The sequence below is a fragment of the Bacillus sp. SD127 genome (genome assembly GCF_058566445.1).
The window spans coordinates 4,037,158-4,059,022 of record NZ_CP191226.1 but is presented as its reverse complement, the minus strand read 5'-3'; the positions used below and the strand labels follow the sequence as shown (position 1 = coordinate 4,059,022).

At 42.5% G+C, this 21,865-nt stretch carries 24 protein-coding genes and 2 pseudogenes; 20 read left to right on the top strand and 6 right to left on the bottom strand.

Going from position 1 to position 21,865, the window contains the following annotated elements:
- Positions 1 to 48: 48 nt before the first annotated feature.
- The 11 genes and pseudogenes from ACQVGS_RS20990 (at position 49) to ACQVGS_RS20940 (ending at position 6,900) form a co-directional block, all read left to right on the top strand.
- Positions 49 to 339: a DUF6407 family protein gene (locus ACQVGS_RS20990; RefSeq protein ID WP_101860230.1), complete on the top strand. Its 291-nt coding sequence runs from the start codon at positions 49 to 51 to the stop codon at positions 337 to 339.
- A gap of 56 nt (positions 340 to 395) precedes the next feature.
- Complete coding sequence (locus ACQVGS_RS20985; protein ID WP_003241432.1) at positions 396 to 758, top strand: Na-translocating system protein MpsC family protein; 363 nt, start codon at positions 396 to 398, stop codon at positions 756 to 758.
- A gap of 216 nt (positions 759 to 974) precedes the next feature.
- Positions 975 to 1,277, top strand: coding sequence for an ArsR/SmtB family transcription factor (locus tag ACQVGS_RS20980; protein ID WP_024120036.1), 303 nt, complete (start codon positions 975 to 977; stop codon positions 1,275 to 1,277).
- A 129-nt stretch (positions 1,278 to 1,406) separates the two neighbouring features.
- Positions 1,407 to 2,579, top strand: coding sequence for an MFS transporter (locus tag ACQVGS_RS20975; protein ID WP_103672228.1), 1,173 nt, complete (start codon positions 1,407 to 1,409; stop codon positions 2,577 to 2,579).
- Positions 2,580 to 2,749: 170 nt separating this feature from the next.
- Positions 2,750 to 2,895: pseudogene (locus ACQVGS_RS20970) on the top strand (hypothetical protein); the annotation flags it as partial.
- A gap of 228 nt (positions 2,896 to 3,123) precedes the next feature.
- Entirely contained in the window at positions 3,124 to 3,639 is a 516-nt protein-coding gene (locus ACQVGS_RS20965; protein WP_101860228.1) for a HEAT repeat domain-containing protein, read from the top strand.
- A 4-nt stretch (positions 3,640 to 3,643) separates the two neighbouring features.
- A pseudogene (locus ACQVGS_RS20960) lies at positions 3,644 to 3,727 on the top strand (TlpA family protein disulfide reductase); the annotation flags it as partial.
- A gap of 218 nt (positions 3,728 to 3,945) precedes the next feature.
- Positions 3,946 to 4,923 (top strand): alpha/beta fold hydrolase, encoded by a 978-nt coding sequence (locus tag ACQVGS_RS20955; RefSeq protein WP_487446207.1) that lies wholly within the window; start codon positions 3,946 to 3,948, stop codon positions 4,921 to 4,923.
- A 1-nt stretch (position 4,924) separates the two neighbouring features.
- A complete protein-coding gene (gene ybdJ, locus ACQVGS_RS20950; protein WP_106022458.1) occupies positions 4,925 to 5,596 on the top strand; it encodes a two-component system response regulator YbdJ in 672 nt (223 codons plus the stop codon).
- Positions 5,593 to 6,579, top strand: coding sequence for a two-component system sensor histidine kinase YbdK (ybdK, locus tag ACQVGS_RS20945; RefSeq protein WP_188323483.1), 987 nt, complete (start codon positions 5,593 to 5,595; stop codon positions 6,577 to 6,579). The genes ybdJ and ybdK overlap by 4 nt, the downstream gene beginning before the upstream one ends.
- A 57-nt stretch (positions 6,580 to 6,636) precedes the next feature.
- A complete protein-coding gene (locus tag ACQVGS_RS20940; RefSeq protein ID WP_038954136.1) occupies positions 6,637 to 6,900 on the top strand; it encodes a hypothetical protein in 264 nt (87 codons plus the stop codon).
- On the opposite strand, the gene ACQVGS_RS20935 is transcribed toward ACQVGS_RS20940, so the two are convergent.
- Positions 6,885 to 7,655, bottom strand: coding sequence for a serine/threonine-protein kinase (locus tag ACQVGS_RS20935; protein WP_188323484.1), 771 nt, complete (start codon positions 7,653 to 7,655; stop codon positions 6,885 to 6,887). The genes ACQVGS_RS20940 and ACQVGS_RS20935 overlap by 16 nt on opposite strands.
- A 132-nt stretch (positions 7,656 to 7,787) precedes the next feature.
- Complete coding sequence (locus ACQVGS_RS20930) at positions 7,788 to 8,645, bottom strand: hypothetical protein (protein ID WP_283912758.1); 858 nt, start codon at positions 8,643 to 8,645, stop codon at positions 7,788 to 7,790.
- 129 nt (positions 8,646 to 8,774) lie between these two features.
- Between ACQVGS_RS20930 and ACQVGS_RS20925 the strand changes: the two genes are divergently transcribed.
- The 4 genes from ACQVGS_RS20925 (at position 8,775) to ACQVGS_RS20910 (ending at position 12,263) form a co-directional block, all read left to right on the top strand.
- Positions 8,775 to 9,950: a DUF4885 domain-containing protein gene (locus ACQVGS_RS20925; protein WP_106021158.1), complete on the top strand. Its 1,176-nt coding sequence runs from the start codon at positions 8,775 to 8,777 to the stop codon at positions 9,948 to 9,950.
- Between the two features lie 355 nt (positions 9,951 to 10,305).
- On the top strand, positions 10,306 to 11,694 hold the full coding sequence (locus ACQVGS_RS20920) for an amino acid permease (RefSeq protein ID WP_024120047.1): 1,389 nt from the start codon (positions 10,306 to 10,308) through the stop codon (positions 11,692 to 11,694).
- Positions 11,695 to 11,805: 111 nt separating this feature from the next.
- A complete protein-coding gene (locus ACQVGS_RS20915) occupies positions 11,806 to 12,054 on the top strand; it encodes a sigma-G-dependent sporulation-specific acid-soluble spore protein CsgA (protein ID WP_010332841.1) in 249 nt (82 codons plus the stop codon).
- Between the two features lie 17 nt (positions 12,055 to 12,071).
- A complete protein-coding gene (locus ACQVGS_RS20910) occupies positions 12,072 to 12,263 on the top strand; it encodes a DUF5370 family protein (RefSeq protein WP_024120048.1) in 192 nt (63 codons plus the stop codon).
- 30 nt (positions 12,264 to 12,293) lie between these two features.
- Here the strand turns inward: ACQVGS_RS20910 and blaOXA are convergent, their stop codons facing one another.
- Positions 12,294 to 13,103 carry a class D beta-lactamase gene (blaOXA, locus tag ACQVGS_RS20905; protein ID WP_326374621.1) on the bottom strand — a complete coding sequence of 270 codons (810 nt, stop codon included), beginning with the start codon at positions 13,101 to 13,103 and terminating at the stop codon, positions 12,294 to 12,296.
- A gap of 159 nt (positions 13,104 to 13,262) precedes the next feature.
- Between blaOXA and cypC the strand changes: the two genes are divergently transcribed.
- Entirely contained in the window at positions 13,263 to 14,516 is a 1,254-nt protein-coding gene (gene cypC / locus ACQVGS_RS20900; RefSeq protein ID WP_491830556.1) for a CYP152 family fatty-acid peroxygenase CypC, read from the top strand.
- A gap of 39 nt (positions 14,517 to 14,555) precedes the next feature.
- On the opposite strand, the gene ACQVGS_RS20895 is transcribed toward cypC, so the two are convergent.
- A complete protein-coding gene (locus ACQVGS_RS20895) occupies positions 14,556 to 14,816 on the bottom strand; it encodes a YbyB family protein (RefSeq protein WP_024120051.1) in 261 nt (86 codons plus the stop codon).
- Positions 14,817 to 15,084: 268 nt separating this feature from the next.
- Between ACQVGS_RS20895 and aimA the strand changes: the two genes are divergently transcribed.
- Positions 15,085 to 16,704 carry a glutamate/serine transporter AimA gene (gene aimA / locus ACQVGS_RS20890; RefSeq protein WP_106021164.1) on the top strand — a complete coding sequence of 540 codons (1,620 nt, stop codon included), beginning with the start codon at positions 15,085 to 15,087 and terminating at the stop codon, positions 16,702 to 16,704.
- Positions 16,705 to 16,745: 41 nt separating this feature from the next.
- Here aimA and ACQVGS_RS20885 read toward each other — a convergent pair whose 3' ends face one another.
- Both ACQVGS_RS20885 and glpT read right to left on the bottom strand, forming a co-directional pair.
- Positions 16,746 to 17,627 (bottom strand): glycerophosphodiester phosphodiesterase, encoded by an 882-nt coding sequence (locus ACQVGS_RS20885; RefSeq protein ID WP_095714522.1) that lies wholly within the window; start codon positions 17,625 to 17,627, stop codon positions 16,746 to 16,748.
- A gap of 98 nt (positions 17,628 to 17,725) precedes the next feature.
- Complete coding sequence (glpT, locus tag ACQVGS_RS20880) at positions 17,726 to 19,060, bottom strand: glycerol-3-phosphate transporter (RefSeq protein WP_024120054.1); 1,335 nt, start codon at positions 19,058 to 19,060, stop codon at positions 17,726 to 17,728.
- Positions 19,061 to 19,342: 282 nt separating this feature from the next.
- On the opposite strand from glpT, the gene ACQVGS_RS20875 reads away from it, so the two are divergent.
- From ACQVGS_RS20875 to ACQVGS_RS20865, 3 genes are all read left to right on the top strand, one after another.
- Positions 19,343 to 19,591: a YbeF family protein gene (locus ACQVGS_RS20875; protein ID WP_024120055.1), complete on the top strand. Its 249-nt coding sequence runs from the start codon at positions 19,343 to 19,345 to the stop codon at positions 19,589 to 19,591.
- A gap of 95 nt (positions 19,592 to 19,686) precedes the next feature.
- On the top strand, positions 19,687 to 20,604 hold the full coding sequence (locus tag ACQVGS_RS20870) for a bifunctional helix-turn-helix transcriptional regulator/GNAT family N-acetyltransferase (RefSeq protein WP_198097834.1): 918 nt from the start codon (positions 19,687 to 19,689) through the stop codon (positions 20,602 to 20,604).
- Positions 20,601 to 21,854, top strand: a complete 1,254-nt coding sequence (locus ACQVGS_RS20865) for an MFS transporter (RefSeq protein ID WP_286109238.1) — start codon at positions 20,601 to 20,603, stop codon at positions 21,852 to 21,854. The genes ACQVGS_RS20870 and ACQVGS_RS20865 overlap by 4 nt, the downstream gene beginning before the upstream one ends.
- Positions 21,855 to 21,865 lie beyond the last annotated feature (11 nt).

Genomic DNA, 21,865 nt, shown 5'->3' with positions numbered 1-21,865 from the left:
AGCTTCTACACCCATATATGGGGAGAAAGCAGTTTTAAGGAGAATGTAATGGGCGCTAGTATAACTGATTTTGTCACGAAAACAATAGAGAAAATGAGCTCGTTTGATCGAGAAAATATGGAATGTATGAAAAAAGTAATAAGAAAAGCAATTCATTTTTATCATTTAAAATCTTATGAAGAAGTTGAGGAAACCCATTTAGGGAGCGTTCGATTTTTGCATGTACACTCTATGATGGAAGAAAATATGTTATCCAAAATTGTAGCGGTCACAAGAAACGGCACAACTGATTTGGATATTGAAGGTGTATATGAAGGATATGTTGTAAGAGAATATTAATGAGACGAAATAACTAATAGAATATGCCAATTTTTTTGCCAGGAGATGTGTTATATATGAAAAAAACGAAAGGTTCTATTGAATCAGAGATCAGTAAGTCCATTACGCAATGGGAGAAGGATTATCTTGGGCGTGGGTCTGTATCTGTTAAAACTGATATACTGCGGGATATGATCATCGTTAATTTAAAAGGAATTTTAACACCAGCAGAATATGCAGTTTGTGGATCAAAAGAGGGTATGTTATCTATCAAACAAACTCGTTCGGAGCTAGTTGAATCAGGGATAGAGGGTCTAAAGGATATTATCCTAACGATAACTGGAGAAGAAGTGAAAAGTTTTCATACCGATTTAAGCTCTCGGACAGGCGAACGAGTGATGGTATTTAAATTATGTAATGATCTTGAGAAAAATCTATAATATTTGGAGAGATAAAAAAGCAGAATGAGAGCAAAGTATATATAAAGCAGCGCTTTCTAATGGTCAATCTAACAGTAGATATGCGAAAGTTAAGTTCTGTAATACCTCCAACTGAACTGAAATAAGTCTTCAGATTTTTAATGTCTAAAAAGAAGTCAGTCATCAAAAACGAAAAAACGAATTGACATATCGGAATATAACGATATAATAAACGATATGGAACCAATTGAAGTATTCAAAGCCTTATCAAATGAATCAAGGCTGCAAATTTTGCAATGGCTGAAGGAACCTGATCGTCATTTTTCACCCCATGAAGGGATTGATATGAACACAATCGGGGTATGTGTCAGTCAAATAACAGACAAATTGAAAATGACGCAATCAACGGCTTCCCAATATCTCACCATCCTTTTAAGAGCCGGCCTGATTAAGGCTCAACGAATCGGAAAGTACACTTATTACAAAAGAGATGAAGAAGCCATTGGGAAACTTGCGGACTTTCTTAAAACAGAGATATAAAAATAAACATCAAAAGATGTTTATTTTTACGCCATACATATCGACATATTGCGATGTGTTTATTTTTTAAATTAACATATCGATAATTCGTGATATGTTGTTTTAATAAAAATTAAGGAGTGAATGTTTATGTCTAACACCTGGAAAATTTATATGTTAGCCATTGTCAGCTTTTTAGTCGGAACTTCAGAGTACATCATTTCCGGTATTTTGGATCACATTGCGCATACACTCGGGATCACCTTGGCCGCCGCGGGCCAGCTCATTACGATCTTTTCACTTGTATATGCTCTTTTAACACCCGTACTCATGGCGTTGACAGCAAGTATGGATAGACGCAGATTGATGATTTATGCTCTCGGTTTGTTTGTGTTCGGCAATATCTTGGCCTTTGTTCTGCCTGGTTATGGTTGGTTTATTGCAGCGCGGATCATTATGGCGATGGGAGCAGGTGTGGTTGTTGTAACCGCATTAACGATTGCCGCTAAGATTGCGCCGGAAGGGAAGCAGGGCAGTGCCATCGCTACGGTCGTTATGGGATTTACCGCTTCTTTAATCATTGGTGTTCCGCTTGGAAGAATGATAGCAGTAGCATTAGGCTGGAAGTCTGTATTTGGTGCAATTGCTTTGTTGGGATTGATCGCAATGGCCGTTATATTCTTTACTCTTCCGCATACTGAAGGGGATAAACCTGTACCTTTGCTTCAACAGCTTGCTCTTTTCAAAAAACGGAAAGTGGCGATGGGATTATCAATCACTTTCTTCTGGCTTGGGGGATATTCTGTTGCTTATACCTATCTGTCACCGTATCTCTTGAACATTTCAGGAATAAGCGGCAAGCTGCTTAGCGGTGTTTTGCTTATATTTGGAATAGCCAGTTTGGTTGGATCAAAGTTTGGGGGATATAGCACCGATAAATGGGGAGTGCCCTTTACACTCGTTGGCGGGATGACATTGCATATCGTCACACTGATTCTGCTGTCACTTGTCACCCATTCCCATATCGGAGTGTTGGTGATTCTGATATTATGGTCGTTTGCCGCATGGTCTACCGGTCCGACACAGCAATTTCACTTGGCTACAATAGAACCGGGAATGTCAGGTGTTTTGCTTAGCATGAATCAGTCAATGATGCAATTCGCCATGGCAGTCGGCGCAGGAATAGGGGGAGTTTTTGTAGAAAACGTATCATTGGCCTCGATTACCTGGATTGGTGCATTAGGGGTTATGATTGCAATTATTGCATCATTGATGATTTTTCATTCACAACCGAAACAGGCGCTAAAAGATATTAATCAATAATATACTGCTTTGTTTTACTGTTTAAAATTCAATGGGTTCATTTCGAAAGATCTAACATCCGCTTGTTATCAAGCGGGTGTTTTTTTATCAAAGTCAGTCCATAAGCTTTCCAAGGGCCGGTATCGTTCTGTATGTGTCAAAGGCCATTGAAGCTGAAAGAGATTTCTTAAGGCTTTGCCGACGGCGAGGTGAAGTACGGCACGATTGCCTTGCTCGAAAACTGGAAACACAAGAGCATGTAAACCTCAACATCCGCGTAAATGTCAAGGAAGTTGCCACTTGGGGAGTAAACACTTGCATCATCTCACTCAAAGGGCAGCCGAGATTCTTATAGTAGTATTACTGATACTAACTGACAAACAAGTTAACAGTAGTATATATGATGTCAAAATGGTCAGTTTGTTAGTCGTTTTATTAGCTCCTCACAGGAGTATTTACAGTGTTTGTGGTATTTATAAGTTAATTGAAAGTTAAGGCGCTTACTGATATATCTTTGTGGAAAATATGCTGAGTATCTGTTATCAAACGAGAGAGGGGCTCTTTTATGAAATCAAATGGTGATGAATTGTCGTTGTCTGTTCAGAATTTAGCGAATACAAATGAGATCACAATTGTTCAAGCGATAGGGGAGCTAAAGAAATCAGGACAAGATGCAATACCTGTTTTGGTTGAGGCCTTAAAAGAGGAAGGTTCTTTGCGTAATATTGCGGCGGCCGTTTTAGGCGAGTTTGGGGAAGGTGCGGGTGAAGCAGCGGAGGAACTGTCATGTTTATTAAAAAGTCATGCCGAAGATACAAGGATGGCTGCGGCCATTTCACTTATGAGAATCGGGAAGGCCAGTCTGCCCTTTGTCATCAAAATCGCTCAAGAAAGTGAAGGACAATCTCGTTTTTGGGCATCCTGGTGTATTGCATGGATCGATCCTTCTTACATTGAACCGAAGATGTATGAATGCCTAAAACATGAGCATGAACATCCTTCAGGAATGGTTGCTCCGTTTGCGGCTGAAGAGGCATTAGGAAAGCTGATTGCTTTTCAGCTTAAAGATAAGGAGGATTGAAAGGATGAAAGCTGAACAAATAATAAAAGAATGGCCAATTCATTTGCCCTGGTTGAATCAATCACAGAATGATTTGACATTCTTGTCAGTATGTATGGCAAACGGTCCTTCCTATAAGCAGGAAGGTTTTTTTAATCATGAAATATTTTTTTATTAGTGGGTATATTCATCAAATGTTCTGCTATGCTCCAAATATACACCTTTCCGTAAGGGCAAAGTCAAATATGAAAATAAAACTGTTCCAAAGTTAATCAGTTATTTATTTTCATATCGTATCCTTTCAGTATCACGTGAAAGGAGCATCATATGAAAACGTTATGGAAAGTCGTAAAAATCTTTTTTGGCAGCATAGGTGCTTTGATTTTGCTTGCAGCCGTCTCGGTCTTTATCTACCACCATTACCAGCTAAATAAGGAAGCAGCACTCCTTAAAGAAAAAGGCACATTAGTCGATGTTGACGGTAAAAAGATGAATGTGTATCAAGAGGGAAGCGGGAAGGATACGTTTGTGTTTATGTCTGGTTCGGGGATTGCTGCGCCTGCTTATGAGATGAAGGGGTTGTACAGCAAGTTTTCAAAAGAAAACAAGATTGCTGTAGTGGATCGTGCGGGCTATGGCTACAGCGACGTGTATGATGATGACAGAGATATTGATACAATATTAGAACAGACGAGAAAAGCGCTTCTGCAAAGCGGGAATAAGCCTCCTTATATTTTAATGCCTCATTCCATATCCGGGATTGAAGCGATTTATTGGGCGCAGAAATATCCTGAGGAAATTAAGGCGATTGTTGCGATGGATATTGGATTGCCTCAGCAGTATGTCACGCATAAAATGAGCGAGATTGACAGACTGAAAGTGAGAGGGTTTCATCTGTTAACCTCGATTGGTTTTCATCGATTTATGCCTTCCGCAGTATACAATCCTGAGGTGATTCGTCAGTCATTTTTAACTGATGAAGAAAAAGAAATCTATAAAGCCATTAATTTTATGCAATTTTTCAATGCTGATATGGAGCATGAGCTGTTACAGTCTGACCAAAATGGCAGCAAATCTGTAAATTTGCCGGCGCCAAAAGAAACTCCCGTCCTCATTTTAGATGCGGTCTCTGACCAAAATAGAAATTCAAAGTATGCCATACAAAACCGAAAAGATTATGAAGAGTTTGCGGCTCAATTTAATACAGCCGATATAAAGGAACTAAGGGGAACACACAGTATTTATTTATATCAGCCCGATCAAATATATAAACTTTCCATGGAGTTTATTAGAAAGGTTCGCTAAGATGAAGGGTTATCATATTTTAATCGTGGAAGACGATGTCATGATTGGTGATCTGCTGCAGAAGATTTTGCAGCGTGAGGGATATCATGTGATGTGGAAAACAGATGGAGCGGATGTGTTTTCGGTGATTCAGAAGGCAGATTTGGTCATTATGGATGTGATGCTGCCAGGTGAGGACGGGTATCAAATGTCTAAGAAAATAAAAGATTTGGGGTTAAACCTTCCTATTATTTTTCTGTCCGCCCGCAATGATATGGACAGCAAGCTTCAAGGGTTGAAAATCGGCGAGGATTACATGGTAAAGCCTTTTGATCCGAGAGAGCTGCTGCTGAGAATGAAAAATATGCTTGAGCATCATTATGGCACCCTTACGCAAATCAAACATTTGTATATTGATGCAGACACCAAAAAGGTATTCAATGGGAGTTTGCACCATGAAGTGCTGTTTACCGCGATTGAGCGGAAAATATTCTTTTATCTGTATGAAAACAGAAACAATATCTTAACAAAGGAACATTTCTTTGATTATCTATGGCAGCTTGAAGACAGAAATCCGAATATCGTGAATGTGCACATTAAAAAAATCAGAGCGAAAATTAATGATTTAGCGGGGGAGATCATTGAAAATATCTATGGAGAAGGGTATCGGCTGAATACCGTTGTGAAGAAATGAAGCTAAAGACAAAATATCAGTTGTTATTATGTACGGCCGTCATTAGTGTCCCGGTACTGTTGCTGGCGGTTAGCATTTTGATGTCGGTGATTTATGACAGCATGTTTAAACCGATCAATCATGGCATGCCCTTTCACAGGTCTTTTGCGTATCCGGCAATGCTGGCCGTATTTTTATTATCACTTTTATTGTTAGCTTTTTTATTTTCAAAATCGATCCATTCTCTGCTGCGTAAAATCAATCTATTGAATCAAACCATTCGGCATCTGGCGAGTGATCAAAAGGTGCCCGATAAAATAGAAGTGAAACGCGCTGATGAAATTGGCGAATTGATCAAGTCGGTCAACTTGTTAATTGAACGGACAACGTACCGGGAACTGGAACTAAGACAGCGAGAGGAAATAAAAAAGGAGCTGCTGCAAAAACTAAGGCATGATATCAATACACCTTTAACAGCTCTCAGGCTGCAGTTATTTTATTTGGAGAGCCAGTGCCAGGATCAAACCGCATTTGAATCTTTGTACCAGCAAATTGAATATATTGCGGAATTAACGAATGAATTCAATCATTACTCAGCCGAAACGTTAGAGAGTTCTTATATTGTAAATGACGAAGTCAATATTTCTAATCTATTAGAAACCACAGTGAAAAAGTGGGATTATTTATACAGTATCAATGGCATTGAATTGCAATTTAAGCCGTCAGGTCAAAGTTTGATATGGATGAGCAACAGTTTATGGATCCAAAGGTTATTCGATAACATTTTTCAAAATACGCTAAAGCATTCGAAAGCTGAAAAGCTGGAAGTCACGATAGAAAAAGGAGCTGTTTCGATTCGCGATGATGGCATTGGATTTGATAGAGATCAAGATAGTAACGGGCTTGGGTTGAAGATTATTGAGGATATATGCCGGTTGCTTCATATTAGCTATGAGCTGCAGACAAATGAAAATGGGACTGCGTTTTTGTTTTCAAAAAAGTGATCCGGCTATGTTTTTCTTTCTTCCGAACAATTATATATAATAGGAAGCAGAAAAGGGGTGAACAGCATATGTTTAAAAAAATCATCAAAACGATCAAGTACCTCTCAAGCAGCTCGAGTGATCGCCATCGCAGACACCGGCATTACAGCAGCAGCCGGCGCCGCCATTACCGGAGCTACAGCAGCAGCTCTGGCAGAAGAAGACATTATGATCGTTATGGCGGCAGCCACCGCTACAAACGCCGGAGCTACAGCAGCAGTTAATCGCAAAAAAAGTTCTTGTTCCGCATTGGGACAAGGGTTTTTTTATGTCACTGATTGAATCGCACGCTTCAGGTCTTCGCGAATGGAAGCCGTGTGCTGATACTCTTCATCAATGCCCAATAATTTTTTCAACAGCAGGGTTACTTCTTTTGTCAGCGTTAATTCCTCCAGCCAAGTGGCGTTTTTCTTCTTTTTCCCTTTATATTGAGAGTACAGCAGGAACAATAGGGTTTCTCCGAGATCGAAGAAGTCATCCTGTTTTCTGAGCTTTAATTCCTCATCTTCTTCATGAGATAACTGTTTGGCAAGGCCGAAATCGATGAGACATACGTTACCGTGATTCATCATAATGTTTGGCGTTCTGATGTCAGTGTGAAAAATGAGACGTTCATGCAGGTATTCTACAATGTCCAGCAGCTGAGACATCAGCTGTAATGCCATCAGCTCTGTAAACGGCTGTTTTTGAAAAAATAACAATTCCTCTATATTATCGCCCTCGAACAGCTGCATGACATAGTAGGCTTGTCCGTCTATGATGAAGTCTTCTATGAAGGCCGGGATTTGCGGGTGGCTGATGCTTTTGAGCAGACTAATTTCCTGCTGAAATCGGACTCTTTCCTTTTGTTTTTTGGCTTTTGTCGGACGGAGCTGTTTTAAGACGTACGGTGTTTGCGTATGGATATCGGTGCACACATAAACCAAGCCGTAGCCGCCCATGCCGAGGCATTCTTCGATTTTGTATTGGTTGTTCAGTATGACGCCGTTCTTCAGTGGGCGGTCAAATAATAGCTTTTTTAACTGTTTTAATGCCATTTGCGCTGCACTTCCCTTGGTTGTACTGATTATAGTTTATCAAAACAATTGCATCTTGGGCTAAGTCTATTCTATGGAAGCTTAGCATAAAAAAGAGCCGGATCATGGAATCTGAGCCAGCTCAGTATGACATTAAAACTGCTTTGTGACATCGTATTGATAATCTATTTTTGCCTTTACATTACTCATCGTTGATTTCGCAGTCGCTAATGTATTGTATTTAAAACTCCATACCTTTGCCGCACTGAGTTGGTCTGTTAAGGATATATCATAAGATCCCGAAGTTGAGCTATTCACAAGAGCACGGCGCCATTCGCTGTTTTCACTCGTCATGATGATATGTCGTGTATTTCCCTGGCTTGGTGTTTGAGTAGCGGTTGTTTGGACTCTTGTTACAGTGGCATCACGAGGAATTCCTGATTGGTTTGTTAAGTCAAGCTTGATGACGCTGGAGTCAGAACCTGAGGGGCTAAGGCTTGTATTTCCTTTATTTTCAGCCACGCCGCTGAATTGGAACGTTCCGCTGCCGGATTTGATCCGGTCTTCAATCGAAAGTGTGAAATACATGTTTCCAGTATAGGTGCCGCGGGACACTTTCACATAGAATGTATCAGTGGTGTTTTGGGCGTCGGCATTTGCATAAATAAAAGAAGAAAATGTATTAGGATTAATGACTTCTGTGCCTTGCGAAACAGGTACTCTGTTCTTATCGTAAATTTCGATTTTCATCCCTGTGTACGCACTCTGGTATGTACTTCTTACGTATACTTTTTCTCCCTTATTGGCTGTAAATGTGAAATAGGCTTCATCTTGTCCGGCTTCCAGTATCGTTGTGTCTATATTCTTATATTTCCAATATCCGATTGGGGCTGCTGTATCAAATGAATTGTTCCCTGCAATGGCAGTGATTCCGGCCGCGGAAGCAGAATAAGTACAAGTAAATAGAACTGACAGCATGATAGCGAATTGAAGGATCCATTTTTTAGCCATGAGAAAACCTCCTTTTTTTTCCATCATACATAATAAAGTTTCAAGTGTAAATAAATGTTTTAAGAGGTTAATATATACAAGAGATTTGCCGATAAATAGAGAAGAGAGAATTATTCAGGAGGGAATCGAATGCGTCTGAATCGTCAATATATCCGCACCCAGCTCATGGCACAGAATATCACAAAAAAGGTTTCGGCTGATAAAGGCAGGAGTACATCTGCAGAGGTGCTGGAAAAGGCATACAGCCGGCTTGAGACACGGCCCTCTGAGAAGGGAATCGATCAGCTCAATTACTCAAAAACCAGTGTAGCGGGGAACAACGGGACTTTCAGCAAAGTGTTTCAATCAGCAAATGACCGAACAGTGACAGACACAGGGGAAGAAACTGTGATTCGATCCAATAATCCTTATGAATCTGAGAGCGATATCCGAATCAAAATTCTAGATGAAAAGTACAGCCGGATGAATGCGATAAACAAAACGAAGTCCGATCCTTTAGGTTATATAAAGGATAAGTATCAAAATTCGAAGTCTCCTTATTTCAGAAGTGATCTGTCAGCTGCAGAAAGACAGGCTGCTTACGATAATGAAACAGAATGGCTATTCAAAGGAAAGGCGCAAAACTATAACCTCCAGGATGCAGCGTTTCGCAATCTTACGTTTAATGGGGAAGCGGAATCGGAGAATGCAAAGGTGTTCCAGCGAAGCCAGGTTAACCAACAGCTTCAAATGCTCCTGAATCGGAACCATATTCAAATCCCGGCGGGTACAGAACTTACGTTTACCATTACACCCATCGATTATAAGGTAAAGGTGAGCGGAACAGACGACAAGGAGCTCATCGGTCAAATTGAGCGATTGCTGCAATCTGGAGACAACAGCAAAGAGCTGTTTTTACATATCTTGAAAAGCCAGACCAGCGATTCAGCACAATATTCCGAAGCGGCGTATCAAAAGTACCAAGCAGTTCGTGAGATGTACGAAGTCACAGGCTACCATTTGAAGGATTTAGAAGTTGTCGATGGCCGATACATCACACCTGACGGACGAGATCTATTAGAGGTATATAAAGAAAAACTTGAGAATGATCCTATGCAAAAACAAACTGCTTCCTATGCTATATCTCACTATGGTTCACAGCTCAGTAACATTGCGGAAATCGGGTATGATGCTATCCCTGATTTCATTCTGTCAATTGGCTACAGGAATGGGTCATTGAGAGATTTGGGGCAAAGCAAGGGCTATGGGACAGGTGATACAGAGTGGCTTGAAACATTAAAACGTCAAACCGGCGTGAATTATTAGGTAAGCTGTTCATCTTGAACAGCTTATTTTTTTATGCCCATTTCATGAAAGCAGCTGTATCATGCATCGTTTTCAATATTGTCATGATTTCATTATATTCATATAAAAGATTTTAATTAAAGTGATAGATCAAACCCATTGAATGAAAGTGTTTACCTGAAAAAAACAATTGTATTTTCCAGAGAAATTTATTATGATGAAATAAGTAATTTTGGAGATTATCTAACAATTTTATGATTGAATTTTCTGATATTTGTAGCTTAATAAGAAATGAAGAACGTTTTGGAGGCTGGCCGGCCTTGATCCTATTTCGGTTGAGCTGTACATGTATTCGTTTTTAAGAGGAGGAAGCGGAGTGGAAAATAAAGAATTGAAGAGGGGTTTGAGCGCCCGTCATATTCAGATGATTGCCTTGGGCGGTACGATCGGTGTTGGTTTATTTATGGGTTCTGCCAGCACGATTTCATGGACTGGCCCTTCTGTCCTTCTGGCTTATGCGATTTGCGGAATTTTTATCTTTTTTATCATGCGTGCAATGGGTGAAATGCTGTATGTGGAGCCGAGTACCGGTTCTTTTGCAACATTCGGCCATAAATACATTCATCCCCTTGCTGGTTATATGACGGCGTGGAGCAACTGGTTCCAGTGGATTATCGTCGGCATGTCAGAAATTATCGCAGTCGGTTCTTATATGAAATATTGGTTCCCGGATTTGCCTGCTTGGATACCTGGTATCGTAGCTATGGCAATTCTCGGTGCGGCGAACTTAATTTCTGTTAAGTCGTTTGGCGAGTTTGAGTTTTGGTTTGCGATGATTAAAATCGTGACGATTATCTTAATGATTATTGCCGGAATCGGGATTATCTTCTTTGGCTTTGGCAACGGCGGAGATGCTATCGGTTTGTCTAATCTGTGGTCTCACGGAGGCTTCTTTGCGGGCGGTTTCTCAGGATTTTTCTTTGCATTGTCTCTGGTTATTGCGGCTTATCAAGGGGTTGAGCTGATCGGGATTACTGCCGGAGAAGCAAAGGACCCGCAAAACACGCTGCGCAACGCGATTCAAAGCATTATCTGGCGTATTTTGATTTTCTATATCGGTGCTATTTTTGTGATCGTGACGGTATATCCTTGGGATGAGCTGAATTCACTTGGAAGCCCGTTTGTGTCTACGTTTTCTAAAGTTGGAATTACAGCAGCGGCTGGCATTATTAACTTTGTCGTTATCACGGCGGCGATGTCAGGCTGCAACAGCGGGATATTCAGCGCGGGACGTATGCTTTATACATTAGGTGTCAATGGACAGGCACCGAAATTCTTTGCGAAGATTTCTCGCAATGGTGTGCCGCTGTATGGCACAATCGCGGTGCTGATCGGATTAGCTGTGGGCGTTGTGCTGAACTATGTTGCGCCGCCGAAGATTTTCGTTTATGTATACAGCGCAAGCGTGCTGCCGGGGATGATTCCTTGGTTTATCATTTTGATCAGCCACCTCGGATTCAGAAAAGCGAAGGGCGCGGCGTTAGATAAACATCCGTTCAAAATGCCGTTTGCACCTTTCACAAATTATTTGACGATTGCTTTCTTGCTGATGGTTCTTGTCGGCATGTGGTTTAATGATGATACTCGGATATCTTTAATTGTAGGGGTTATTTTCTTAGCTCTTGTGGTCATCAGTTATTATGCTTTTGGAATTGGGAAGCGCGTGCAGGCGGATCTTACAAAAAGAAATCAAGCAGCTGAATAATACAGGAAAAAGAGACATTGACTGATGTCTCTTTTTTCATTTTTTACGTATGGATTTTTCTCATTTCAGCAACCTATAGGATATAGAACGCAAAGGAAAGGTGCTTATACTATGGATGTTACACTCGGTTATTTGCGCGAGTCACTTTCAAATCATCTTGAAAACGAAGTCTGTCTGCGGATTTGCAAGAAGATGCTGGCGAAGCGCTATGCCAATGAAGAGGAGTTTGTAAAGGATTTGGATGACGATGAGATGTCATATTTGAATCAGGTGCTGGAAAAGGAAATTAAGTATGCCCAAGACGAACAGGATCAAAAACGGGCCAAGGAATTAAATGAGGTGTATGAATTACTGCTTTGAGAAAGGCGGGAATGAAATTGGGTGCGATTGAACGAAGCGGATATACGTTTCAGCCGGAGTTTAGTGTCGTCCGGCAAAATGGGGCGATCCACGTGTATCATCATGGAGAATTTGTTGAAGAAATTGAATTCGAGTTTAACGGAAATTACCCGGGTCATGATTTGATTGAAGAGCTTGTGAATCATTATTGCTTTGAGCATGACATTTAAGAGCCCTGTACGTTTGCAGGGCTCATTCATTTATGAAGTGATCAGGCCATATTTTTTTAGAATATCAATTGTGATGTTTTTGGCTGTTGTACCGGAGTCATCAACATTTGTGACAAACGTATAGGAGCCGTGCTCTGTTTTGATGAATCCGACAAACCATCCTAATTCCATGTCTGTCAGGCGGGTTCCGGTTTTACCGTAAAGCGTATAATGATCTCCTTCTTCTTGAATCATCATGCGTTTGACCGTTTTCATGACCGTTTTGTCAAACGGGAGCTTCTCTTTGTAAAGCTTCTCCATAAGGGCTTCTTGTTCCAACGGAGAAATTGTCAGAGAGCTTTGCAGCCAAAACTGGTCGATTCCGCCGCTGATATCTTCGTTTCCGTATGACAGGGTATGAAGCCATGTTTTCATTCTTTCCTCGCCGATGTCCCTCGCTAATGCCTGGTAATACCATATGGCAGATTCCCGCATGGCTGAGCCAAGTGTATGGTCGCGGTTCCATGATTCGAATTCGCGTTTGACGCCATCCCAGCGTTTGACATCGTATTCATCCCGGACGGCTTTTACCTGCAAGCCGATTAAGGCATTGGTCACTTTAAAGGTAGATTGCGGAGTTTGTCTTTTGTTGGCCCGTTCCTTGTTGTAGACAAATGTCTTATCCTTTTCTAGATCATGAAGGATGAAGGTTCCGTCAGTATCCTTGAACTCCTTATCCACATTCATCCGGCTGACATTCAGGTGCTTTTTTGTTTCATTGGCGGGCGCTTTTGCATGAACGGACAAACCTCCTGTCACGGCAATGACGAGCACAAGAAAAGCATATATCCATTTCTTCACTTTGATCTCCCCTTTGTTTTGATCATCTATCTTTTCTCCATTTCTGCTTTTCTACCTTTAAAAGTAATGAAAAAATGCTTGGAGACAAATACTGTAATGGGGTTTATCTTCGTGAGATAACGTGAAAACAGAAGTAAAAAAGGAAGGCAGGGTTGCGGGATGAATGAGCAGATTCCACATGACAAAAGCCTCGATAACAGTGTGGCTTTGATGCGGGAAGGATATTTGTTTATAAAGAATAGAAAAGAGCATTACCATTCGGATTTGTTCCAGGCACGCTTGCTTGGAAAAACATTTATTTGTATGAGCGGCGCGGAGGCTGCGAAGGTATTTTATGATACCGAACGGTTTCAGCGGCAGGGTGCTCTCCCGAAACGAGTGCAGAAATCGCTGTTTGGCGTCAATGCAATCCAGACAATGGATGGCGACGCTCATATTCATCGGAAGCTGCTTTTTCTGTCATTAATGACACCGCCGCATCAAAAACGGCTGGCTGAGCTGATGACAGAGCAGTGGGAAGCGGCTGTAACAAGATGGGAAATGGTGGATCAGGTTGTGTTGTTTGATGAAGCAAAAGAAATCTTATGCCGGGTGGCCTGCTATTGGGCGGGTGTTCCGCTGACGGAAACGGAAGTGAAAGAGAGAGCGGACGATTTCATTGATATGGTAGACGCGTTCGGTGCTGTGGGACCGCGGCATTGGAAGGGAAGAAGAGCAAGACCCCGAACAGAAGAGTGGATTGAAAAAATGATTGAAGAGGTCCGCGGCGGCAGGCTGAAAACTGAAAATGGTTCAGCGCTGCATGAAATGGCTTTTTATACGCAAGAGAATGGGAGCCGGCTTGATGCCCGCATGGCAGCCATCGAGCTCATTAATGTGCTGCGTCCGATTATAGCGATAGCTTACTTTATTTCGTTTTCAGCGTTGGCGCTGCATGAACACCCGAAGTATAAGGAATGGCTTCGTTCTGGAGGCAGTCAGGAAAGAGAAATGTTTGTGCAGGAGGTGCGCAGATTTTATCCCTTTGGGCCGTTTTTAGGAGCCGTTGTCAAAAAGGATTTTATATGGAATGATTGTGAGTTTAAAAAGGGTGCATCAGTGCTGCTTGATGTGTATGGAACGAATCATGATCCCCGTATGTGGGACAAGCCTGATGAGTTCCGGCCTGAGCGATTTAAAGAGCGGGAGGACAATCCGTTTGATTTCATCCCTCAAGGCGGGGGCAACGCGGAGAAGGGCCACCGCTGTCCGGGGGAAGGGATTACCATTGAAGTGATGAAAGCGAGCCTGGATTTTCTCGTGAATCAGGTTGAATATGACGTGCCAAAACAATCGCTGCATTACAGTCTTGCCAGAATGCCGTCATTGCCTGAAAGCGGATTTGTGATGAGCAGCATTAGACGGAAAAGCTAAATATAAAAGCTCTCTTCCTTTTCGAAGAGAGCTTTTTGATTACTTCTTTTTTTCATCGTAGTATTGAACAGGATACATGGAGCCTTCGGATACCATTTTGTTGTCCTCAATGTCATGCGGGTGCGGGTGACCGGCTTTATCGACTGGGAACGTTTCCATATCTGGTTGTTTTGTTATCTTCATTTTCATGCTGTGAATGAATTCTCTTGCCTTTTGGCGGTTTGACGGGTCTTTTAATAGATAAGAAGTGATGCCGACAGTTGAAACAGCGAGACCGGAAAGTAACAGCTTTTGTTTCATGGTAATAACTCCTTTCTATTTTAAAAATAATGTTTCCTGTATCATTCCCGTTCTGCTTAAGGCTAAACCTCTGTGTATTTTATCAATTGTTTTACAGTAAATTCTATTTTAGGTGAAGCTAGTTACTAAATTCCTATATTGGAAGGCGAGATACATTGATTTTTTATTATTTTAGCTATCATTCGATAAATATTGACAAAGTAAAGTAATCAGAATAATAATATAACTTAGCAACAGAATGTCATCATACATGAAAGGTGTTTACGATATGAATCAGTTACATCGAAGAATGGGAACGTTTGCCCTTATGATGGTCGGGCTCGGGTCGATGATCGGATCAGGCTGGTTATTTGGGGCGTGGCGCGCTGCCCAAATTGCGGGGCCTGCTGCTATTATTTCATGGGTTATCGGCATGATTGTTATTTTATTTATTGCTCTTTCTTACAGTGAATTAGGTTCTATGTTCCCTGAGGCAGGAGGAATGGTGAAATATACGCAATATTCACACGGTTCGTTTATCGGATTTATTGCAGGCTGGGCCAACTGGATTGCAATTGTATCCGTTATTCCTGTTGAAGCTGTAGCCTCTGTTCAATATATGAGTTCGTGGCCATGGGAATGGGCGAAATGGACAAGCGGTTTGGTGAAAAACGGAACGCTGACAGGAGAAGGATTGGTGTTCGCTTCTGTTTTGCTGCTGATTTATTTTCTGCTGAACTACTGGACAGTCAATTTGTTTTCGAAAGCGAATTCATTAATTACGATTTTTAAAATCATTATTCCAGGCCTGACAATTGGCGCTTTGCTCTTTGTCGGATTTCATGGAGAAAACTTTACAGCGGGCCAAAGCATTGCACCGAATGGCTGGGCAAGTGTTCTGACTGCGGTTGCGACTTCAGGTATCGTGTTTGCGTTTAACGGATTTCAAAGCCCGATCAATATGGCGGGAGAAGCCAAAAATCCCGGGAAATCGATCCCGATTGCGGTTGTCGGTTCTCTGTTAGTTGCGACAGTCATTTATGTGCTGCTGCAGATTGCTTTCATCGGAGCGGTGAATCCGTCTGATATCGCTCACGGCTGGAGCCATCTTAATTTTAATTCTCCTTTTGCTGATTTGGCGATTGCATTAAATATTAACTGGCTTGTCATCGTATTATATGCGGATGCTTTTGTGTCACCTTCCGGAACAGGTATTACGTATACGGCAACGACTTCCCGCATGATTTACGGAATGGAGAAGAACAAATACATGCCGAGCGTGTTTGGCAAGCTTCATCCGATTTACGGCGTTCCGCGCCAAGCGATGTTTTTTAACTTGATTGTTTCGTTTATCTTTTTGTTCCTGTTCAGGGGGTGGGGTGTGTTAGCGGAAATTATTTCTGTAGCCACGTTAATTTCTTATATCACCGGCCCGGTTACAGTGATGACATTGAGACGGACAGGGAAGGATTTGTACAGGCCTCTTCGATTAAAAGGCTTAAGCGTGATTGCGCCGCTTGGATTTATCTTTGCGTCGCTCGTGCTGTATTGGGCGCGCTGGCCGTTAACAGGGCAGGTTCTGTTTATTATTTTGATCGGACTTCCGATTTATTTCTATTACCAGGCCAAGGCGAAATGGAAAGGATTTGGCCAAAACTTTAAAGGTGGCATATGGATGGTGTTTTACCTGCTTGTCATGATGATGATTTCCTATTTGGGCAGTGACAAATTCGGCGGTCTGAACGTCATTACGTATGGCTGGGATATGGCCTTGATTGCCTTTGTATCGCTCGGTTTCTATGTGTGGGCGCTGAAGAGCGGATTCAAGACAGAGTATTTGAAAGATGCGAAGGAGATTAATAGCCAGCTGATAAGCGCACAGTCAGAAGCTGCTGCGGGAAAAGAATAAATGAAGAAAAACCTTGCGCTGTGGGCGCAAGGTTTTTTCTTTTAATAACCCTTTTTTACTTTGTGGAAAAGGTCAGGATAGTTGGTGAACACTCCTGTCACTCCCCAGTCCAGCAGGCGGCGCATATCTGCTTCTGTATTGACTGTGTAAGGATGCAAAAGCAGACCGTGGCTGCGGATCATGCGGACATTTTCTGCATTCAACGCTTTATAATCCGGACCTGCGCCGACAGCGTAGGTTTTGATTTCCTCCAAATCAGCATCTGTCATTGAAGCTATTTGCTTTGCTTCCATCAATTGAACAGTCGGCAGGTTAGGCTGTAATTGATGAATTTTTAACAGGCTTTCTTTGCTGAACGATTGGATGATCACTTGGCCGCGCTTTGAATGCTTGCTTAGCAGTTTATGCTTCTGTAAGGAAGCGATCAGTTTTTCCTCCATGCCTGGATAGGTGTCAGGCGATTTTGTTTCAATGTAATAGTTCGCATGTTTGCCAAAACGGTTTAATACCTCTTCTAATGTAGGAACTTTAAGGCCGGCGTACTGCGGCTTCGCTTTTGCCGGGTAAGCTTCATTAAACCAAGAGCCGGCATCAAGTTTCTTAATCTCCGCGAGCGTATGATCCTTCACCCAGCCCGTGCCGTTTGTGGTGCGGTCCAGTTTTTCATCGTGCATAACAATGAGTTGCCCGTCTTTTGTCATCTGTAAATCCAACTCAATATAATCGGCTTTCATTTTCTGAGCGGTTTCGTAAGACAGGATCGTGTGCTCAGGCACATATCCGGAAGCCCCTCTGTGCGCGACTGTCAGGATACGGTCAGGAGACAGCAGGTTTCCTTTTGAGGCTGCTGAAACTGGTGTAACCATAAACGACAGCAAACCAAAAGATAGCAGAACCAAAGCTAGTAATCTATTTTTTCTCATCTTTTCTTCCTCCTTATGAACAAGCAGTAACAGCTTTTATGTTAGAAAACGGATGTAAATGGCATGTTGGAAAAATATTAATCTTTTATAATCTTTTCTTAAACATGCTCCGCCCGTTTTCCCGTATTCCATGTCAAAGCCAAGAACACGATGGCCAGTATACAAGATGAGATCAGCATGATGAAGCCGCCGTTCCAATCAAATCGGTCAACGACAAATCCCATAATCGCGTTTGCGAAAGCAGACCCGCCGATGTATCCGAAAAACCCGGTCAAACCAGCTGCAGTTCCGGCTGCTTTTTTCGGAGCAAGATCAATGGCTTGCAGACCGATGAGCATCACAGGTCCATAGATTAAGAAGCCGATACTGATCAGAGCGATGTTGTCTACCAGCGGATGGCCGGCCGGATTCAGCCAGTACACCAATACGGCAATGAAAACACCTGCCATAAACAGAACGCCTGCCGGTGCGCGGCGGCTCTTAAAGAAGCGATCGCTGATCCAGCCGCACAGGATCGTTCCCGGTATGCCGGCGTATTCGTAAAGGAAATACGACCACCGGGAGTCTTCAGGAGAGAACCCTTTGGCTTCTGTTAAGTAAGTAGGCGCCCAGTCCACTACGCCGTACCGCACAAAGTAAACAAATACATTTGCAAATGCGATGTACCAAAGAAACTTATTATTAAGTACATATTGAAAAAGGATTTCTTTTGTCGTTAATTCTTTTTCTTGATCTTTGAAAGCGTGTTTTGGATAGTCGTTCCGGTACTCTTCAATTGGCGGAAGCCCGCAAGATTGAGGGGTATCCCGCACCAAAAGGACAATTAAAAATGAAATCAGAATCGCAATAATGGCAGGGAAGAAAAACACGCTTTTCCAAGTGACAAACATAGCAATTCCAAGAGTGACAAGCGGAGCCAGGATCCCGCCGCCAATGTTGTGAGCGACATTCCAAATCGACATCTTCGTGCCGCGTTCACTAATAGAAAACCAATGGGCCATCGTTCTGCCGCATGGAGGCCAGCCCATTCCTTGGAACCATCCATTGATAAACATAAAAATAAACATGATGGTGACGCTCGAAGTTACCCAGGGCATAGAAACAAAAAGAATATTAACAATTGCAGATAAAAATAAGCCTGTCGCGAGAAAATACCTCGGGTTGCAGCGGTCGGACACCATGCCCATAATAAATTTACTAAAGCCGTATGCAATGGATACGGCGGCCAGCACCAATCCAAGCTCGGTTTTTGAAAAACCTTGTTCCTGCAGATAAGGAATGGCAAAAGCAAAGTTTTTCCGCAGCAGGTAATAGCCTGCGTAGCCGATAAAAATACCTAAGAATACTTGCAGCCTGAGCCGTTTATATGCTGCATCCGTCTTTGAATCATCCAGTCTCTCAATGTGCGGAGCCGGTTTAAATAAGTGAAACATCAAATCATCCCCTTTGCTGTTTGTGTTGGATGTGTGGCGTGCCCTCCTTCTGAAAAACAAAAAGAGCCAGAAAACACCCCCTTGTCAAAAGGGGTGGAATTCCTGGCTCTCCTCATCTCCATCCAAGCTATTAACTTATCGTGATAGCGCTTTCTTAAATTATCATAGTCTGGAGTGAATGTAAACGGGTAATTTTAAATTGTGTGAAAAAGTAAATGTTATCCTTTTGGTAGTTATGTTTTTTTACAAATAACATAAAAATCTGGGGGGAGGCTGTTGCAGGTGGATAAATTAGATATCGCATTCGGCATTTTACCGTTAGCAATTATTGTGTTATCGGTCGCCGGGACTTATGTTTGTAAAAATGTATATATGATGCCGTTAGTTAGTTTGATCATTTCTCTCGTGCTTACGTTTACGGTTTTTAATCAATCTTTTTTGGGATGGGCCGTTGTCTATAGCTTGTTTTCGCTGATTTTATCGTATATTACATTGATGGTGTTGAGGAAGAGGAAGGCATCTGGAAAATGAAATTTTCCTCCGCTTTTTTGACATATCGTTGACTGTGGCAACTATATGTGATTATAATTGCTTTAATCAACGATATAAGAAAGTGGGGAGAAGTTTTGAAAACCAATGAATCAGCAACGGGCTTAAAATTCAGAAAGTTCAATCGTTTTTACACGAATGTTCTTGGCTTCCTTAACGAACACATTTATGACAGCCCGTTTTCCTTAACGGAGACACGGATTTTATTTGAGATTTACAATACGCCAAATTGTACGGCGAAAGATCTTCAGGATAAGCTGGGGCTTGACCGGGGATATGTCAGCAGAATACTGAAACAGTTTGAAAAAGAAGATTTGATTTATAAAGAGAAGAGCAAAGCTGATGCCCGCCATCATTATATATATGTGACGGAAACGGGGGAAGCCATTTATAAAAAGCTTGAGAAGAAAGCGAATGAACAGGTTGAGCTGATGCTGAAGGAAATCGATGACAAAGAGCAGCACAAGCTTGCGACGGCTATGGAGGAGATTGAAGCCATATTGTCTCAGTCGCTCTCATCCAGGTCATCAGGCATTTCAATCAGAGATTATTATCTTTCGGATGATATTCACCTTCTCATTGAAAAGCAAAGGCAATTTTATGCAGAGACTCATGGCTGGGATGATACATTTTTAGCTTATCTCCATGAGACATTTGACGCGGAAATTGAAAAGATATGGATCGCGGAAAGCGGCGGAAAATTTGCAGGCTGTGTGGGATTGGTCAAACAAGATAAAAAGACGGTGCAGCTGAGATGGTTCTTGGTTGATGCCGCGTTTCGAGGCAGAGGGCTGGGCACGCAACTGCTTGAGCATCTCGTTACATATAGCAGAGAGAGGAAGTTTGAACGGATTTTTCTTTGGACAGTGAGCAGTATGGCTGAAGCCCGTCCGCTTTACGAGAAATTTGGATTCAGACTGAGTGAAGTGAAAGAAGAAACGCCATTATGGGGACAGCATCTGACAGAAGAACGATGGGATTTAGAGCTGTCATGAAAAGACTCCACTATGCTTGGATCATCGTTTTTATCACCTTTTTGATTTTATTGGCCGTACAAGGTGTGCGCCTGTCGTTTGGTGCGTTTGTCGAGCCTTGGGAGCGGGAGTTTTCGCTGGATAGGGGCACCATCTCGCTGATTTCAACGCTGAGCTTTATCGTTTACGGGATATCCCAGCCTGTGATCGGGCGGCTTGTGGACAGATGGGGCGCACGGGCAGTTTTATCATGGAGCACGTTACTGACCGGGATCAGCATTTTCTCGACATGTTTTATCACTTCACCGTGGCAGCTCTTTCTGCTTTACGGGTTGGGGGTGTCACTCGGAGTTGGCGGAGCGTCGAATGTAGCAACCAGTGTGCTGGTGGTGAATTGGTTCAGCAAAAAGCGCGGCCTTGCCTTTGGAATCATGGAAGCGGGCTTTGGAGCGGGGCAAATGCTGCTGGTTCCCGGCTCGCTTATGCTGATCCATTGGTTTAGCTGGAAGCTGACGGTTGTGGCATTGGGGTTGCTGTTAATGGTCATTGTCCTTCCGGCAGCCCTTTTATTGCTGCGAAATCATCCTTCAGAAAAAAATGAAGAGCCGATCGGCGGGACTGCTGAGGAGGAGTTAGAAACAGGATCAAAAACCAAAGCAGGCTCAGTAACCGCGATGTTTCGTATGAAGCAGTTTTGGCTGTTGATCCTTCCATTTTTAATCTGCGGCTTTACGACCGTCGGGCTGATAGATACCCATTTGATTCCCTTTTCTCATGATCACGGTTTTTCTACGACTGTTACGAGCGCCGCTGTCAGTCTGCTGGCCGGTTTTAATATCGCTGGTATCTTACTGTCCGGAATCATAGCGGATCGGTGGAGCAGCCGGAAAATCCTCTGTTTTTTATATGCGGTGCGCGCGCTGTCGATTGTGATTCTGATTTACAGCCACGAACCCTACTTGCTTTTAGGCTTTGCGGTTCTGTTTGGATTGGTGGACTTTGCAACGGTAGCGCCGACGCAAATGCTTGCCACCCAGTACTTTCAGAATTACTCGATCGGCCTCATGATCGGCTGGCTGTCACTTGCCCATCAAATTGGCTCTGCCCTCGGAGCGTATGTGCCCGGCGTCATTTATACCGTAACAGGTGAGTATACGCTGGCTTTTTATTTATCGATTGGAATGCTTGTGCTTGCAAGCGTGATGAACGTGCTGCTGAGGGAGCCTGCGGCGATGAATCGTGACAGTGCGGCTGTGATGGAGAAGGTATAAGAGAGAAAAAG

What these genes read in the sequence shown, in the direction of transcription:
- ACQVGS_RS20990 (WP_101860230.1), top strand. Translation starts at nt 49, where the DNA reads ATGGGCGCTAGTATAACTGATTTTGTCACGAAAACAATAGAGAAAATG.
- ACQVGS_RS20985 (WP_003241432.1), top strand. Translation starts at nt 396, where the DNA reads ATGAAAAAAACGAAAGGTTCTATTGAATCAGAGATCAGTAAGTCCATT.
- ACQVGS_RS20980 (WP_024120036.1), top strand. Translation starts at nt 975, where the DNA reads ATGGAACCAATTGAAGTATTCAAAGCCTTATCAAATGAATCAAGGCTG.
- ACQVGS_RS20975 (WP_103672228.1), top strand. Translation starts at nt 1,407, where the DNA reads ATGTCTAACACCTGGAAAATTTATATGTTAGCCATTGTCAGCTTTTTA.
- ACQVGS_RS20965 (WP_101860228.1), top strand. Translation starts at nt 3,124, where the DNA reads ATGAAATCAAATGGTGATGAATTGTCGTTGTCTGTTCAGAATTTAGCG.
- ACQVGS_RS20955 (WP_487446207.1), top strand. Translation starts at nt 3,946, where the DNA reads ATGAAAACGTTATGGAAAGTCGTAAAAATCTTTTTTGGCAGCATAGGT.
- ybdJ (WP_106022458.1), top strand. Translation starts at nt 4,925, where the DNA reads ATGAAGGGTTATCATATTTTAATCGTGGAAGACGATGTCATGATTGGT.
- ybdK (WP_188323483.1), top strand. Translation starts at nt 5,593, where the DNA reads ATGAAGCTAAAGACAAAATATCAGTTGTTATTATGTACGGCCGTCATT.
- ACQVGS_RS20935 (WP_188323484.1), bottom strand. Translation starts at nt 7,655, where the DNA reads ATGGCATTAAAACAGTTAAAAAAGCTATTATTTGACCGCCCACTGAAG.
- ACQVGS_RS20930 (WP_283912758.1), bottom strand. Translation starts at nt 8,645, where the DNA reads ATGGCTAAAAAATGGATCCTTCAATTCGCTATCATGCTGTCAGTTCTA.
- ACQVGS_RS20925 (WP_106021158.1), top strand. Translation starts at nt 8,775, where the DNA reads ATGCGTCTGAATCGTCAATATATCCGCACCCAGCTCATGGCACAGAAT.
- ACQVGS_RS20915 (WP_010332841.1), top strand. Translation starts at nt 11,806, where the DNA reads ATGGATGTTACACTCGGTTATTTGCGCGAGTCACTTTCAAATCATCTT.
- cypC (WP_491830556.1), top strand. Translation starts at nt 13,263, where the DNA reads ATGAATGAGCAGATTCCACATGACAAAAGCCTCGATAACAGTGTGGCT.
- ACQVGS_RS20895 (WP_024120051.1), bottom strand. Translation starts at nt 14,816, where the DNA reads ATGAAACAAAAGCTGTTACTTTCCGGTCTCGCTGTTTCAACTGTCGGC.
- aimA (WP_106021164.1), top strand. Translation starts at nt 15,085, where the DNA reads ATGAATCAGTTACATCGAAGAATGGGAACGTTTGCCCTTATGATGGTC.
- ACQVGS_RS20885 (WP_095714522.1), bottom strand. Translation starts at nt 17,627, where the DNA reads ATGAGAAAAAATAGATTACTAGCTTTGGTTCTGCTATCTTTTGGTTTG.
- glpT (WP_024120054.1), bottom strand. Translation starts at nt 19,060, where the DNA reads ATGTTTCACTTATTTAAACCGGCTCCGCACATTGAGAGACTGGATGAT.
- ACQVGS_RS20865 (WP_286109238.1), top strand. Translation starts at nt 20,601, where the DNA reads ATGAAAAGACTCCACTATGCTTGGATCATCGTTTTTATCACCTTTTTG.